Origin of the sequence: Pseudomonas sp. Sample_22, from assembly GCF_004307635.1 — a bacterium.
GTDB lineage: Bacteria > Pseudomonadota > Gammaproteobacteria > Pseudomonadales > Pseudomonadaceae > Aquipseudomonas.
Window position 1 is genome coordinate 141,438 of sequence record NZ_RCNY01000060.1, and the last position, 15,330, is coordinate 156,767.

Sequence of the window (15,330 nt, forward strand, 5' to 3'; positions counted from 1 at the left end):
AAGTCGCTGCCGATGGCTCCGACCGCCTGAAAGGCAATGAAGTCGCTGCCGATGGCTCCGACCGCCTGAAAGGCAACGAAGTCGCTGCCGATGGTTCCGACCGCCTGAAAGGCAATGAAGTCGCTGCCGATGGTTCCGACCGCCTGCAAGGCAACACCGTTGCCTGAAAGTTGAATCGCTTCCCCGCAACACCTCGAAAAGCCCGGCCTGATCAGCCGGGCTTTTTCGTGCGTGCTTCCACAAGGATTGACACGGCAGCGTAGTCATCAACGACCGATCAAAGCACTCGACAACAACGTCTCCAGCCCCATCGGCTTGGCGAAGTAATACCCCTGGGCCTGCCCCGCGCCTATTTCGCGCAGCAGATCCAACGTGGCTTGATCCTCGACGCCTTCGGCCACCACGCTCAGGCCCAGCGATTCGGCCATGCGCACGATGGCCCGAACGATTGCACGACTGCGGGGGCTGGTGGTCAGCTCAAGGATGAACGACTTGTCGATTTTCAAGCCGCTGAATTGGTACTGATGCACGTAGCTCAGGGATGAAAAACCTGCACCGAAGTCATCGAGCACCACCGACATGCCGTTGTCGGCCAATTGCTGCATGGTCTGTTGGGCAATCGCCGGCTCAGCCACCAACGCCCCCTCGGTCAACTCCAGGCAGATCCGTGAAGGTGAGACCCCGTGCAGCGCCAACAGGGCAAGTACATCATTGGCGAAATCCGGGCGCGTCATGCTGTAGCTGGAACAATTGACGTGCACCGCAGGCCAGTTGGCATGCTCGGGCCGGGCAAGGATCGCGGCGATGCTGGCCAGCATGTACAGGTCCAGTCGGCCGATCAGGCGCAACCCTTCTACATCCGGCAAGAACTCGCCCGGTGCGATCACCCGGCCGCCAGGCTGATGCCAGCGGATCAGCGCCTCAAGGGCCAGCAGTTCGCCGCTTTCGACGCTGACAATCGGCTGGAAATACGGGAGCAATTCGTCGGTACGCTTGAGGGCGTTGCGCAAGGCCCCTTCCCGCTCCATCTGGTCCGACACTTCGCGGCGCACTTCCTGGTTGAACACCGCGTAGCTGTCACGCCCGGCACTCTTGACCCGGTACATCGCCGCATCGGCATCGCGCAGCAAGTCGGCTGGCTCGTTGTGGTACTGCTTGTCGGCGCTGACAATTCCGATACTGCAGGACGAAAAAACTTCATGGCCATTGATGAAAAACGGCAAGTCAAACGCCAGCAGAATCCGCTCGGCGATTTCAATCACCGCGTCCAGCGACGCCTCGGGCGCGAGCACCGAAAACTCATCGCCGCCCAGACGCGCCAGCATGTCAGTTTCGCGCAGGCAGCCGCGCAGACGGTGAGCGGCTTGCATCAACAGCAAGTCGCCAAAATGATGACCGAGACTGTCGTTGACCATCTTGAAGCGGTCGAGATCGATGAACATCACCGCCAGGTGTCCGCCTTCGCTGCCGAACCGCGACCAGGCCAGATTGAGGCGCTGTTGCAGGTAGGTGCGATTCGGAAGCCCGGTCAGCGCATCGTGGGAGTTTTCGTGTTGCAGTTTGGCATTGGCATGATCGAGCTCGCGGGTGCGGTTCTGCACCCGGGCTTCGAGTTTGAGGTTGGCGGCATGAATCGCTTCGGCGGCGGTGCGGCGCGACAACGCCGTGTCGATGTGGCGGGACACGAACGTCAGCAGTTCCTGGTCGCGCAGCGTGTAGCACACTTGCGAGGTATAGCTTTGCACCGCCAGCACGCCGCGCACGACGTCGCCATCGAACAATGGAATGCCCAGCCAGGAATAGGACCGGACGGACTCCCGGGCCAATTCGATTTCACCGTTTTCGGCCAGTCGTTCAGCCTCGCCAACGTCAATCAGGCAAGGCCGACGTTGGCGAATCACATACTCGGTGAGGCCCCGGCGACCTCGCCGTGCCGCCGGGCAAATGGTCTGCCGCTCATCCACATAATAGGGAAAGGTCACTTCGCTGGTGGCGTCGTCGAACAGCGCAATATAGAAATTCTGCGCGAACAGCAGGTCACCGACGATGCCATGCAGGGTTTGGAACAACTCAGCCATGTCGCCTGGCTGGCTCGACAGTTCGGCGATCTGGAACAATGCGCTCTGTAGATGCTCGGCGCGCTCGCGTTCCGCCACTTCCTGGCGCAAGGCGTCGTTGAGCGCCGAAAGCTCCAGGGTACGGCGCATCACCGTCTGCTCCAGGTCCTCGCGGTGCAGAATCCGGTCCAGTGCCATCGCCACGTGTCGCGCCACCACCAGAAACAGCGCGCGATCTTCAGCGCTGTAGATGCGGGAGACATCGTAGACCTGCATCGCCAGCATGCCGAACACGTCATCCGAGGCGTTTTTCAACGGTGCGCCCATCCAGAACTCGGGACGATCACCCACACAGTAGAAACGCTTTTCGGACTGAGCCGCGAGGATCCCGGCGGCGTCGATCAGCAATGGCTGGCCAGAGGTCAACACTTGGCCGGTCAACGACAGGCGCGCGGGATCAAGGTATTCGTAGTGCGAAGACTCCACGGCATCAACATCGATGATGTCGACGTAATACGGATAATCGATCTTGCCACTGTGCGGGTCATACAACGCGAGATAGAAGTTCTCGGCGTCGATCAGACTGGCCAGCAGTTTGTGCACCCCCACCAGAAACACGGAACGGTCGCGGGTTGAACTGGCCAGGTAGGTGATTTCATACAACACACGCTGAGTAATCTGCGCACGGGCAAGGGTGTTGGTCTGTAGCTGAACGCCCAGACGCAGGGCAAACTCGGCGAGTGCCGGATCCGCGGCCTCGGTTTGCGGCGCAAGTAGCCAGCCCAACACACTTTCGCCTCTACCGGTCGGCCAGCAATGCAACTGCCGGGCCTGGCAAAAGGCTTCAAACGCTTGATGCTCGATGTTTGAGGGCCACTGCTGCTGCGGGTTGCCTTGGCCGACCCAATGCAGCTGTTCACCGGCGCGGTAAAACACCCATGCGGTGGTGTGGCTCCAGTTACACGCCGGGCCGAGCAACTGCTCAAGCGAGTCGTCACGGCCAATGCCGGCCATACCGACCCGATCCGGATTGTCGTTTGATTGAGGTGAAGCTGTTTCGCAATCGAACGATTGCCGTGGGGAGTCGGTCAATCCGGCAAAACTCATCAGCGCTCCCTGAGCCAAAAACTGGCGATACTGACCAACTGCTAGCAAAGTGCCAGTTATCTTCCCATTTAAAGCTTACAGTGTTTTTTTTCAACAACTTTATTGGTTTGAATGACGACCGTGAGACGGGCAGCCAGTTATTCGCGATTTGTTGAACAGAACAACCGTGCGACGCAACTCAACAACTATGCCCTACCCCCAACGCTTCCGCCATGCGAACCAGGTCGGCAAAGGACCGCGCGTGCATCTTTTTCATGGCATGGGAGCGGTGGATCTTGATGGTGATTTCGCTCAGATTCATCTCACCAGCGATCTGCTTGTTCATCAGGCCTCTTACGGCAAGGGCCATGACTTCTTTTTCCCGGACCGTCAGTGACTGGTAGTCGGCATGCAGGTTCGAAGATTGCCGTTCGAGTTCCCGGCGCTTGATATCGGTTTGCAGCGCAGACGACACCGCGTCGAGCAGGTCCTGTTCACGAAACGGTTTTGCCAGAAAATCCACGGCCCCTGCTTTCATCGCCTTGACCGACATCTCGATATCGCCATGGCCCGTGATGAAAATAATCGGGATCGCGGTGTTTGACTCAACCAGTTGACGCTGGAAATCCAGGCCACTATTGCCTTGCAGGCGCACATCGAGGACCAGGCAACTGGCGCTCGCGGTCTTTGGCTGAAGGAGAAACTCCGTGGTTGAAGCGAAGGTTTCGACACGGATGCCGGCAGAGCGCAATAGATTGCTCAATGCATCGCGAATGGAGGCGTCGTCATCGACCACGTACACAATAGAACCATTGCTTTGCGGCTCACTGGAGGGTGCGCTCATGCATGGAACTCTTCGGAAAATTGAGGAAAAAAAAGTGTAGCACAGCCTGATTGGGTGTCTGGGATGCCTTTCCTGCCAAGTGCCAGCAGCACAGCCAGGCACTTGAAGCTATGCAATAAAACGCGGCTGCAACGCTGAAATCAACGAGAAAAAACCCCGTGGCGAACGCAGTAGCGCGTCGACCTGGGTACTGTAACTTTTCCCGCGAGTGCACCAACTGCAAAAGTGTTCGCAGTTATTGGAGAAAATCCGGTAATGGCGTTCACCGACTCTCGAGCGCGCGCGACTGACGATTTCATCGCTGGAATATTCGCAATGTTCCCGCAGTACCCAGACGGGTTTGCCGCTGGCGAAACTGTCCAGATCAGTCACCTCGATCGGCCCCGGTTTGATTGAACTGCTGTACCCGGCGTAATGGGCGACACAGCCGCCTCCAAGGTAGATCCCATGATGGACGTAAAACCGGCGCGGACTGATCAGATGCGAGCCCACTGGCACTTGGCTCAGTGACCGTTCGATGTTTATCAGCGGTTCGGCGCACAGGTAGTTCTGTAACAGGCGAGCATCTGACACCCGGTTGAAAACGGCGGTTATCAGCGCCACTGCTTGCAATGCTTTTGCACGCAGAAATGAACACTTTTCGATGACATTGGCTATTGAGCTTTTCACGATAAAGTTCTCCGCAACCCTTGAGGCTCAATATATCGCCGGGGTTGCGGAGCTTCATTTGTACCTGCGATTAGTTCGTTCGAACCATTAATATGCCCCACTTAAACTTAAGTATTAAGTCAGCCCTGCAGCACCGGCAGCGTGAACTGGACAGTGGCCCCGCAAGGCTGGTTGGCACCTGCCCATAAACGCCCGCCATGGGCTTCGATGATCGAGCGACAGATCGACAAACCCAACCCCAGGCCAGTCGGCTTGGTGGTGTAGAACGAGGTGAATACCTGGTCGGTGTTGTCCACGGGAAATCCCGGGCCTGAATCACTGACGCTGACCCGCAAATAGCCGGCATCGCCCGGCACCACGCTGATCTGCAATTGCCGCTCGCCTTCCTTGGTACTGCTCATGGCTTCCAGGGCGTTCATGATCAGGTTCAGCAGCACTTGTTGCAGCTCGACACGATCGCCTTCAACCAGTGGCAGTCCATCGGTGAGCTGGGTCTGCAATACAGTGCCACTTTTCATGATCTGGCTACGGGTAAAGCCGATCATTTCGCCAATGGCCGCGTTGATGTCCACCGGCCCTTTCTGCGGCGGCGCCTTGCGGATGTGCCCGCGGATCCGCCCCAGTACATCCGCTGCCCGGTTGGCATCCTCGATCAGGCGGCTGAGCACATGACGGACTTCGTCGAGTTCAGGTGGCTGGATATTCAACCAGCGCTGCGCGGCATTGGCGTTGAGGATGGCGGCAGCAATCGGCTGGTTGACTTCGTGAGCGATCGACGCCACGAGCTGGCCCATGGTCGCGACGCGGTTGGCGTGGGACAACTCGGTCTGCACCTCACGATAGCGTCGTTCGCTTTCGCGGATTTTTTCTTCCGCCTGCTTGCGTTCGCTCAGGTCCAGCACGAAAGCCACGCCTTCCTTGCTGTCCGCTTCAAACATGGCCAGCCCCACAATGACTGGCAGTCGACTGCCATCCTTTTTGAAGTATTCCTTTTCGAAGGGTTGGGCGTGGCCGGTTTGTACCGCCTCCAGCATGGAGCGCTCGCTGGCTTCGCGATACTCCGGCACCGTCATCTCACGCCAGCTCATGCGGCCCGAGACAAGATCCTCGCGAGTGAAGCCCAGCATGCGCAGGAACGCATCATTGGCCTCGACGATGTCACCTTCGGCGTTCCATACGACAATGCCAATGATGTTGGCGTCCACCAGACGCCGGATTTTTGCCTCGCGCTCTGCGACCTCGCGGTACAAACGAGCATTTTCCAGCGAGATCGCCGCCTGCGACGCCACCAGTTTGAGCACGGCGATCCGGTCGGGGCTGAACACCCTGGCGGTCAGATTGTTTTCGAGGTAGAGCGCCCCCACCAACTTGGCCTGGATCATCAGGGGCAGGCAGAGAATCGACCGTGCACACTGCTGACGAATGTAGGGGTCGGTAGCAAACATCGCCTCGGCCGCGGCATCGTCGAGCACAAGACTCTCGCGGGTGCGCAACACATGATAGAGAACAGACTCCGGCAACAACTGCGCGCTGACCGGTGAATCGCTCAATTGCGTTGTATTGTCGCTGGTGACTTGTGCTGCTATGCGCAGCTCTGCCCCTTCCGTCAGGATCAACAACCCCCGTTCGGCACCGGCCTGTTCGATGGCGGTGAACATGACCGTATCGATGAGTTTTTCCAGCATGATTTCACCCGACAGGGCCTGGGACACCTTGAGTACCGTGGCAAGGTCCAGGTGTTCGACCGCCGCGGCCATGGTGGTGGTCGGGCCGAGCCTGTGTTCTTCGGATCTCAGCGAAGGATACTTTGCGTCCAGCTGCCGCACCTTGCCATCGGCGCCCCAACGTAAATAGCCGTAGCGGGCGTCCTGCAGATAGGCATGGGCAATCCTGACCAGACCGCGCTTGGCGTAGAAGCGTGATGCAAGTTCGCTGGCAAGCGCCTCTATATGGACAAAGCCGGTCTCCTGTGCCTGGTGAATCGCTTGCTCGTACAACAATTCGGCATCAACCACACGCCCCTCGATTCGGGCAATTTCAGCACCGACCAAAGTTGCCCTGCTGGCAAAGTTTTCCGGGCACTGTTCCGCCCAGGTCTGCAGTTGCCGACAGTCAGCCGCCATGGCGAGCAGATGTTCCGCTTGCTCGCTCACCGGGGTGCCATCGCAGCAGGCTGCACGGGCCAGTGCATCATAGAAATAAAACTCGGCTTCCTCGAAGAACGCCTGACAAACCCAGAGTAACCGCTGCGCCTTGGCGGCGGCTTTCATGGCCGCTTCAGGTTCATCGGCGAGGTAGCGAGCCTGCAGTTTGCGGACCCAGTACAAGCACTCAGCCAATACCAGATCCGGGCTACTGGACAAGTGGGCTTCGGTGCCTTGCTCATTCAACTCGCCTTCATCAAGACGACCGAAGGTAGGCGTCAGGCCTCTCAACATCCGGATCAGCTTCAATTGTGTGACGATAAAATCAACCACCAAACCGAAGCGCACCTTCCTGGCGTAAGCCAGCCCCTGTTCAGACTCACCTTGCACCTCGGACAACGGCTCGCCGGCGAAGAGCAAGTCGGCAGTGAGATTGTTGCCGGCATAGGCGCCATAGGGCAGATCACCGATACGGTTCGCCGCCACAAACGAACGGCGCAGCAGGTCGCGGCATTGCTTTACGGGTTTCATCCAGCGCACAGCGAAACACGAGAAGCACAGATAGGTACTGGCCTCGAATCGAGTCAGGCCGCGCTGTTCAACCAGGTCGCAACCCAACTGACCGAATCGAAAGCCTATCTGGTAGTCGCCGAACCGCCGACCGGCGACCCTGAACACGTTGGCGTAGAGCACGCACGACGCATCGCAGTTACCCCACTCGAGGCTCAGGCTGACCGCCTTGCAAATCAGCAGGTCCGTCAGGTTCGCATCGGTCTGTAAGGCAGGCGCGAAGAGTTTGCCCAATGCATTGACTGTCACAAGGGACGTCGGATCAGTCATCAACGGCAGATCGATAAGTTCCTCGATTGCCCGATCCCCCAGCAACGATCCGATGTGGTCATACTCGCGCCGCACTTCATCGTCACTCGGATGTGCCGACCACTTGATACCCACATGCTGCAGGTAAGCGAGACAGACAGCGACCGCAGCATCGCTGCGGTCCAGAAGCAGGTAGACGTCCATTTGCAGACAAGCAACGCTGGCTCGCTCTGTCACCGTTATGGCGCGCGCCGAAAGCGCCGTCAGACGTTCGTTCGCGATAGCGAGTTGACCGGTCAGGAGTTCGCATTCGGCCCTGTTCAACTCCAGTGCAAAGATCAGCCCATGCCGGCGCCCCCAGCAGTCTTCACCCGATAATTGCACACCCATGCTCAGATAATTAAGCGCGGAAGCGTATGCAGTCGAAGCCTTGGCACGCTGGCCTGCAATCAGGTTGAACTCGGCCAATTGCTCCCGCTCGCCCCGCTCAGTGAGCAGCGACGCGCCGAGATTAAGCTGGCCGACGATTTCAAAGATTGACGCTTCCAGATCCTCTGCAGGCGTCTGCGACGCCAGCAGCCGGCCGATTCTCAGGTGGGCCTGGGCGCGTGAGTCCTTGGGGATCAGTGAATAAGCGGCTTCATGGATGCGGTCATGGACAAAACCATAGGCATCGTCCAGCCGTTCGACCAGCTCCTGGCGAATCGCCTCCCACAACACGGTACGAACCTGCGCCTTGGGTACGCCCATGGCAGTCGAAAGCGCGGTGATGCCGGCAACGTGCCCCAGACAGGCAAGTTGCTGCAACGCCTGCTGTGTCTCGGCCTTCAAGCGGGACAGTTTATCGACCATAAGGTCGACGATGTTCTCGGTATAACCCTTGGCATGGATACGATCCGGATCCCAGCACCAGCGCCGCGCCTCATGATCGAACGTCAGCAGTTGCTCCTCGGCGAGCGCTTGCAAAAACTGGATCACGAAGAAGGGATTGCCGGCGGTTTTGTCCAATACCAACTGCGCCAGAGGCTCGATACGCGCCACCTCGGCATGCAGCGCCTCGGCGATCAACTGTTCGATGTGCGACTTGGCCAAGGGCGCCAGGGTGATTTCATCGACCCGACCGCCCGCATTGCGAATGGCCCTGAGTTTGCTCGACAGCGGGTGCGTGCCATCCACTTCGTTGCTGCGATAGGCGCCTACCAGCATCAGGTGGCGCACATCCGGACTGGTCAGCAGGTCTTCCAGCAGATCGAGTGTCGCCGCATCGAGCCACTGCAAATCGTCGAGAAACAGGGCGAGCGGGTGTTCGGCCCGGGCAAAAACGCCGATAAAGCGCCGGAACACCAGAAGGAAACGCCGCTGCGCCTGTTGCGGGTCCAGGGCCGGGACCAGTGGCGGCTCGCCGAGGATCAGCTTGAGTTCCGGGATGAGGTCGGTCATGAGCCGCGCATTGGCATCCAGCGCCTGTTGCAAGGCCTCACGCCAGTTCGCCAACTCCGTATCGTTCTTGCCCAGCAGCGAGCGCACCAGGCTTTGAAACGCCTGCACCAGCGTCGAATAGGGGACGTCGCGCCGGTACTGATCGAACTTGCCGGAGGCGAAGATCCCGCGCGGCGGTACCAGCACTTTGTGCAATTCGTTGACCACCGACGACTTGCCGATGCCGGAATAGCCGGTGACCAGCACCAGCTCCGGTGCACCGTTTTCAACGATTCGGCCGAACGCGGCAACCAGCTTGTCAACCTCCCGCTCGCGCCCGTACAGTTTCTCGGGAATCAGCAAGCGGTCGCAGGTGCCGTGTTCGCTCAGGGTAAATGCATTGATCTGGCGCTGTTGCTGCCAGTCGGCCAGGCATCTGCGCAGGTCATGCTCAACGCCCGCCGCCGTCTGATAGCGATCCTCGGCGGTTTTGGCGAGCAGTTTCATGACGAGGTCGGACAGTGCTTCGGGAACGCTTTCAACGCGCGAGCTCGGTGGCAGCGGTTTCTTCGCGATGTGGCAATGCACCCACTCGATAGGGTCGGTGGCGGTGAACGGCAGCGAGCCGGTCAGCATCTGGTACAGGGTGACGCCGAAGGAATAGAGATCGCTGCGCGAATCGATCGAGCGATTCATCCGGCCGGTCTGCTCAGGCGCCATGTAGGCGAGCGTACCGGCGATGGTCTCCGGCGCGTGCCGCTCGCGGGGCAGCCGTGACGCAAGACCGAATCCGGTGAGCCGGGCCTGCCCGTCGGCACAGTTCACCAGGATATGACTGGGCTTGATGTCTTTATGCACAAGTCCACGCTGATGAAGCTTGCCCAGGACCACTGCAATGCCAATGGCGTGATGCAAAAAGCTGGTGATGTCCATGGGCGCCTCCAGCAACCGAACCAGCGGCTCGCCACCGGGGTCTTCGAGCACCAGTTGCATCTGCCCGGCTTCACGCAGCATTTCAAGCGGCCGTACCGCCCAACTGCCTTCCAGCTCATCCTTTAATGCAAATTCATGGGCGAGACGGCCAAGACAGGCCGGCAGCGGCTGTTCGGCAGCGGGACGCACCACCAGAACGTGGCTTTCACCGCCGGCACTGGAGCGTAATTCCCGACAGAAGATACGCTCACCATCGTCCCAAAGAATTTGCATGTTGTTATCCATCGCAGAGGGAACAAAAGTCGTGTTTTGCCTGGCATTTGCCGTCGGATCAGCCATCCGGAAGCGTCGCGCCGCTTCAGATTAGCTGTTTATTGGCACGCGCCAAGTACGCATGCTCGCCATATGAGCAATTGAACACCGCCCACGATGTCATTGAATGGTCGGTGGTACATCAACACTTAGATCTTAGCGACCTATACATAGATATACTTTTCCCCCTTTCAGTACCGCGTATCGTGTAGTAACGACAGGCGCATTCACGAGCCAGACCACATGACGCAAAACACCCCGATGCGCACTGCAACCACCATTGCCATCGTCGATGATGACGATTCCGTCCGCGGTGCCCTGGAAAGCCTGGTGCGATCCAGTGGCTACAAAACCCGAACCTATTGCAGCGCCGTGGAGTTCCTCGACGCCAACGCCACCACTGAAACAGATTGCCTGGTTTCCGACATCCAGATGCCGGGGATGAGCGGCGTGGAGATGCTTGAGCGTCTCATCGCGACGGGTTACCACATCCCTACAATTTTAATCACTGCCTACCCAGGAGCGGCTCCGCCCCTGGGCTCCCATTCCCCAGAGCTGATTGCCTGCCTGCCCAAACCCTGCGACGCCGACAGGTTGCTCAACTGCATCGAAGCCGCCCTCCTCCAGCGTCACTGAAAACCCGCATTGATGCCATTCGAATGCCGTCTCGAAGAGTTTTTGCCCGTACCCACTTGTGCAAAACGGATTGAATTCATGACCACGTCATCAGCGGCCACAGGGCGGCAGTGACCTGCCACCCGGCCGTCGCGTATCGATGAGTCCGGATCACTTTTTGATCGGCGTCACCAGAGGCATATCCCCACTGTCGACGACGAACACCGCCAACAGGCGCGCAGGTTCGGTGTCGCTGGCGTTGGCGCTGACTTCGTGCACGGAACCCGGCTCTTCTACGAAATTTTCGCCGACACGGTAGATCTTTTCAGGCTCGCCTTTGATCTTGATGCGGAACGAGCCCTCGAGGACCGTGGCATAGATGAATGCGGTTTTCGGATGGGTGTGTGCTGGCGATGCGGCGCCTGGCCCATACTCGACCATCACACCTTTCATGCTCTTGCCGGGGATGTTGGGAATGGGACGGTCGAACACGACGGTCACCTTGCCGGGGGGTGGCTCAGCGGCCGAAACCGACGCTGCACCGATCGACAGCGTTGCAAAGACAGCGGCTAACAGCAGACGAGTAACCATGGTGATTGCTCCTTCGTGGAAGCGAAAGTGATGATGCGCAGGGTTATCGGGTCGAGGACTGAGCGAGCCAGTCTTCGAAGCGGATGGCGCCCAGGCGTGCGTTCTTGCCGGCGGTCAGCGATTGGTCGTCGAGCACGGAGCCGAAGTAACGTGCGTTCACGTCCGCAACGACCTTGCGGTTGTCCTGGGTGGCCCGCAGGAAGCGCCTGACCAGTTCGTCGATCGGCAAGGCTTCGGGACCTGCGACTTCGACCGTGCCATTGACCGGTGCCGCCAGCACCACGTCGGCCAGCGCCGCCACGACGTCATCAGACGCCATTGGCTGAATCAGCGCCGGCGATGCGTAAATCGCGTCACCGACGGCGAACGATTGGGCAATGCCGCCGACGAACTCGAAGAACTGCGTGGCCCGCAGCAGCGTGTAAGGAATGCCGGACGCCTTGATCAGTTTTTCTTGCGCGACCTTGGCCCGGAAGTAACCGTTATCGGGCAACCGATCAGTGCCGACAATCGACAACGCGACATGATGGCGAACCCCGGCAGCCGCTTCGGCGGCCAGCAGGTTGCGGCTCGAGGTTTCGAAGAAATCGAGAACGGCCTGGTCTTCCCACGACGGCGCGTTCGCCACGTCCACCACGACATCAGCACCATCCATCGCTTCGGCCAGGCCTTCGCGGGTGATGCTGTTCACGCCTGTGCTCGGGCTGGCGGCGAGCACGTCATGCCCGCGTTCCTGAAGGATGTTCACAAGTTTCGATCCGATGAGGCCGGAGCCTCCGATGACGACGATCTTCATGGGCTTTCTCCATTTGTCGACTGCACCCGTTGCGTCGGTGTGGAACAAGAATGCCTGGGCATCCGGACCGAGTCCTTGCGCCGGCCTTGGCTTTGTCTTGGCGAATCCTTGGATTTATGTCCAAAGCGGCTGTCCAACCGCCCGGATCGCAGACGGTGCAGCGGCTTTTGAGCTGCCGTATCATTAACGTTCAATCGACAATCGCCTGGGACACGGAGTCGAAGGCGCTGCGCCAGGGGAAGCTCACGTTGCAGTTCGCATTTGATGATTTCGTGCTCAATCAGGATCGCCGGGAACTGACTTTGCGCGGGCAGGCCGTCGCTGTCGGCCCGCAGGTCTTCGATCTGTTGCTGCTGTTCGTCAGCAACCCCGATCGCGTGGTCAGCAAGGACGAATTGCTTGAAGGGGTGTGGAGCGGTCGGATCGTCTCGGAGTCAACGATCACCAGCCACATCAACGCAGTGCGCAAGGCTATCGGCGATACCGGCGAAGAACAGCGTCTGGTGCGCACGGTGGCCCGCAAGGGTTACCGTTTCGTCGGACAGGTCAGGGTCGACGACAGCGGACAAGCGCCACCAGCCGACCTTGATCGACAGCCCGTGCCCCCCAGGCAAGCATCCCCTGCTGTTCTCGCCCTGCCGGACAAACCCTCGATTACGGTCCTGCCTTTCCATAACCTGAGCGGCGATCCGGAGCAGGAATACTTCGCTGACGGCGTCGTGGAAGACATCATCGCCGCGCTGTCGCGTATCCGCTGGCTGTTCGTCATCGCGCGCAACTCCAGCTTCACCTACAAGGGCCGGTCAGTGGACGCTCAGGGTGTAGGCCAGGAATTGGGAGTGCGTTATGTGCTTGAAGGCAGCGTGCGCAAATGCGCAAACAAGGTGCGCATCACCGGACAGCTGATCGACGCGACAAGCGGGACGCATATCTGGGCGGAGCGCTTCGAAGGTTTGCTCGACGACATCTTCGAGTTGCAGGATCGCATCACCGAAAGCGTGGTCGGCGCCATCGCGCCGCAACTGGAACAGGCAGAAATCGAGCGCGCCAAACGCAAGCCGACGGAAAGCCTGGGCGCCTACGATTACTATTTGCGCGCCATGGCCAATCTGCACAGCGGCAGCCGCGAAGCCATCGAGCAGGCGTTGCCGATGTTCTACACAGCGATCGAGCTCGACCCGGAATTTTCCTCGGCCTATGGCATGTCCGCCTGGTGCCACTTCTGGCGCAAGCTCAATGGCTGGATGGCCGATCGACCTGGCGAGATCGCCGAGGGCATTCGCCTGGCGCGCCTGGCGGTGGCTTTGGGCCGCGATGATGCGGTTGCATTGACCCGTGGCGGCCATGCACTGGCCCATCTCGCGGGTGAAGTGGACAGCGGCATCGCCCTGCTCGACAGGGCCAGGCTGCTCAATCCCAATCTGGCACCCGCCTGGTACCTGGGCGGCATCCTGCGCGCATTGCACGGTGAAACAGACATGGCCATCAAGGATTTGAGCCATGCCGTGCGCTTGAGTCCGCTGGATCCGGAAATGTTCAGAATGCAAGTCGGGATGGCGCTCGCGAATTTCTTCGCCGGTCAATTCGATGCCGCCGCCCACTGGGCGGAAAAGGCACTGGGCAACCTGCCCAGCCTGCTTCCCGCCGCGGCGCTGCTGGCGGCCAGCCATGCCTTCGGCGACCGAATGGATAAGGCGACACTGGCGATGCAACGCCTGCGTGAGCAGGACCCAACGTTGCGCCTGTGCAACCTCCAGGACTGGCTGCCGATCCAGCGGCCTGTGGATCTCGCGCTGTTCGCCGACGGACTGCGGTTGGCGGGCATGCCGGAGTGACAGACAGCCCTTAGGCCGCTGGTCGCATGCCACTTGATCTATAGATTCATAATGCCTAATTTTGTGTCTATGGACTCAGTCAGGTAACGAACATGGCCGTCGCCGCGCAAGCGCAATCGTTCAGCAAAAACCAGTGCGTCACCGGGCTGCGTGCCGCCGTGAGCATTTTGGAAAAATGGCAGGCCAGCAGCGAGCAGGCGTGTCACATTCTGCGCATTTCCCGCAGCACCTACACCCGCGCACGGCAGCGTGACCCTGACTGGTCAGTGGCGCTGGATGCAGACCAGATGCAGCGCATCAGTTTTGTGCTGAACATTCACGCCACCCTGCGCCTGGTGTTCGATAACCCCGAGAACGTCTACGGTTTCCCGTCGATGGCCAATGACAACGAGTTTTTCAATGGCCGCAGCCCGCTGGAGATCATGGCCCAGGGCGACATGATTTCGTTGTACGAAACCTTCCGGCGCATTGATGTGCTGCGGGGCGCGCAGTGGTGAAGGTGGCTGAGCTGCCGGTGTTTGCCGGCAAGCCGTTGCAGGCGTATCGGCTGGTCAACTCGAAGTTTCCGCCGATTGCCTTGTTCGAAGACGTGGCTGACGCGGACGAGTTCGACGTGCTGTTCGAGATTCAGGCGCTGGTCAATCCCCGACTGAAGAATGAAGTGGGTCAACTGGAGCTGATTCCACGAAGTGAAATTCCGTTCGGCATCCCCGGGTGTTCCTATGCGACGGCGCCGTTTACGCACGTCAATCCGGCCGGTTCGCGGTTCAGTGATGGCAGCTTTGGGGTGTTGTACCTTGCCGACTCGATGGAAACCGCGCTGGCCGAGGTGCGGTATCACCAGAGCCTGTACTGGTCGAAAGTGCCAAGCCTGAACTATGAACGCTTTGTGTTTCGCGGGCTGACCTGCACTTTTGGTGATGCGGGAATGAAGGACGCGGCCACCCTGCCGACCCATGACCCGATCTATGCGCCGGACGACTACAGCCAGTCACGAGTGCTGGGCCGGGAAATCAGGAAGGCTCGCTGCCCCGGGCTGCGCTATCACTCGGTGCGTCTGCCGGGCAGCTTGTGCTGGGCATTGATGACGCCCAAACCTGTGTCGTCGATCATCCAGAGCGCCCATTACGAGATGGTCTGGAACGGCCAGATCACCAGCGTCAGCCAGATCAGCGAGGCTTGAGGCGGCGTTTCTTGCCTGCCGATCGGG

10 protein-coding genes are annotated in these 15,330 nt (G+C 59.5%); 4 read left to right on the forward strand and 6 right to left on the reverse strand.

Going from position 1 to position 15,330, the window contains the following annotated elements:
• Positions 1-266: 266 nt before the first annotated feature.
• From D8U73_RS15915 to D8U73_RS15930, 4 genes are all read right to left on the reverse strand, one after another.
• On the reverse strand, positions 267-3,164 hold the full coding sequence (locus D8U73_RS15915) for an EAL domain-containing protein (RefSeq protein ID WP_130905072.1): 2,898 nt from the start codon (positions 3,162-3,164) through the stop codon (positions 267-269).
• Positions 3,165-3,342: 178 nt separating this feature from the next.
• Positions 3,343-3,987: a response regulator transcription factor gene (locus tag D8U73_RS15920; protein WP_130905073.1), complete on the reverse strand. Its 645-nt coding sequence runs from the start codon at positions 3,985-3,987 to the stop codon at positions 3,343-3,345.
• 108 nt (positions 3,988-4,095) lie between these two features.
• A complete protein-coding gene (locus D8U73_RS15925) occupies positions 4,096-4,656 on the reverse strand; it encodes a lecithin retinol acyltransferase family protein (protein WP_130905074.1) in 561 nt (186 codons plus the stop codon).
• A gap of 119 nt (positions 4,657-4,775) precedes the next feature.
• The gene (locus D8U73_RS15930; protein ID WP_130905075.1) at positions 4,776-10,244 is read right to left on the reverse strand and encodes a trifunctional serine/threonine-protein kinase/ATP-binding protein/sensor histidine kinase; all 5,469 of its coding nucleotides are present in this window, start codon (positions 10,242-10,244) and stop codon (positions 4,776-4,778) included.
• A 282-nt stretch (positions 10,245-10,526) separates the two neighbouring features.
• Here D8U73_RS15930 and D8U73_RS15935 point away from each other — a divergent pair, with 282 nt between their 5' ends.
• Positions 10,527-10,919, forward strand: a complete 393-nt coding sequence (locus D8U73_RS15935) for a response regulator (RefSeq protein WP_130905076.1) — start codon at positions 10,527-10,529, stop codon at positions 10,917-10,919.
• Positions 10,920-11,069: 150 nt separating this feature from the next.
• Here the strand turns inward: D8U73_RS15935 and D8U73_RS15940 are convergent, their stop codons facing one another.
• Positions 11,070-11,489, reverse strand: a complete 420-nt coding sequence (locus D8U73_RS15940; protein ID WP_056856810.1) for a cupin domain-containing protein — start codon at positions 11,487-11,489, stop codon at positions 11,070-11,072.
• 43 nt (positions 11,490-11,532) lie between these two features.
• On the reverse strand, positions 11,533-12,285 hold the full coding sequence (locus D8U73_RS15945; protein ID WP_056856811.1) for an SDR family oxidoreductase: 753 nt from the start codon (positions 12,283-12,285) through the stop codon (positions 11,533-11,535).
• A 248-nt stretch (positions 12,286-12,533) separates the two neighbouring features.
• Here D8U73_RS15945 and D8U73_RS15950 point away from each other — a divergent pair, with 248 nt between their 5' ends.
• The 3 genes from D8U73_RS15950 to D8U73_RS15960 all read left to right on the forward strand — a co-directional run bounded on the left by D8U73_RS15950 (position 12,534) and on the right by D8U73_RS15960 (position 15,303).
• On the forward strand, positions 12,534-14,120 hold the full coding sequence (locus D8U73_RS15950; protein ID WP_130905077.1) for a winged helix-turn-helix domain-containing tetratricopeptide repeat protein: 1,587 nt from the start codon (positions 12,534-12,536) through the stop codon (positions 14,118-14,120).
• Between the two features lie 92 nt (positions 14,121-14,212).
• Positions 14,213-14,617, forward strand: a complete 405-nt coding sequence (locus D8U73_RS15955) for an antitoxin Xre-like helix-turn-helix domain-containing protein (protein WP_130905078.1) — start codon at positions 14,213-14,215, stop codon at positions 14,615-14,617.
• Positions 14,611-15,303 (forward strand): RES family NAD+ phosphorylase, encoded by a 693-nt coding sequence (locus D8U73_RS15960; protein ID WP_056856813.1) that lies wholly within the window; start codon positions 14,611-14,613, stop codon positions 15,301-15,303. The genes D8U73_RS15955 and D8U73_RS15960 overlap by 7 nt, the downstream gene beginning before the upstream one ends.
• Positions 15,304-15,330: the final 27 nt, after the last annotated feature.

What these genes read in the sequence shown, in the direction of transcription:
- D8U73_RS15955 (WP_130905078.1), top strand. Translation starts at nt 14,213, where the DNA reads ATGGCCGTCGCCGCGCAAGCGCAATCGTTCAGCAAAAACCAGTGCGTC.
- D8U73_RS15915 (WP_130905072.1), bottom strand. Translation starts at nt 3,164, where the DNA reads ATGAGTTTTGCCGGATTGACCGACTCCCCACGGCAATCGTTCGATTGC.
- D8U73_RS15935 (WP_130905076.1), top strand. Translation starts at nt 10,527, where the DNA reads ATGACGCAAAACACCCCGATGCGCACTGCAACCACCATTGCCATCGTC.
- D8U73_RS15945 (WP_056856811.1), bottom strand. Translation starts at nt 12,285, where the DNA reads ATGAAGATCGTCGTCATCGGAGGCTCCGGCCTCATCGGATCGAAACTT.
- D8U73_RS15930 (WP_130905075.1), bottom strand. Translation starts at nt 10,244, where the DNA reads ATGCAAATTCTTTGGGACGATGGTGAGCGTATCTTCTGTCGGGAATTA.
- D8U73_RS15940 (WP_056856810.1), bottom strand. Translation starts at nt 11,489, where the DNA reads ATGGTTACTCGTCTGCTGTTAGCCGCTGTCTTTGCAACGCTGTCGATC.
- D8U73_RS15920 (WP_130905073.1), bottom strand. Translation starts at nt 3,987, where the DNA reads ATGAGCGCACCCTCCAGTGAGCCGCAAAGCAATGGTTCTATTGTGTAC.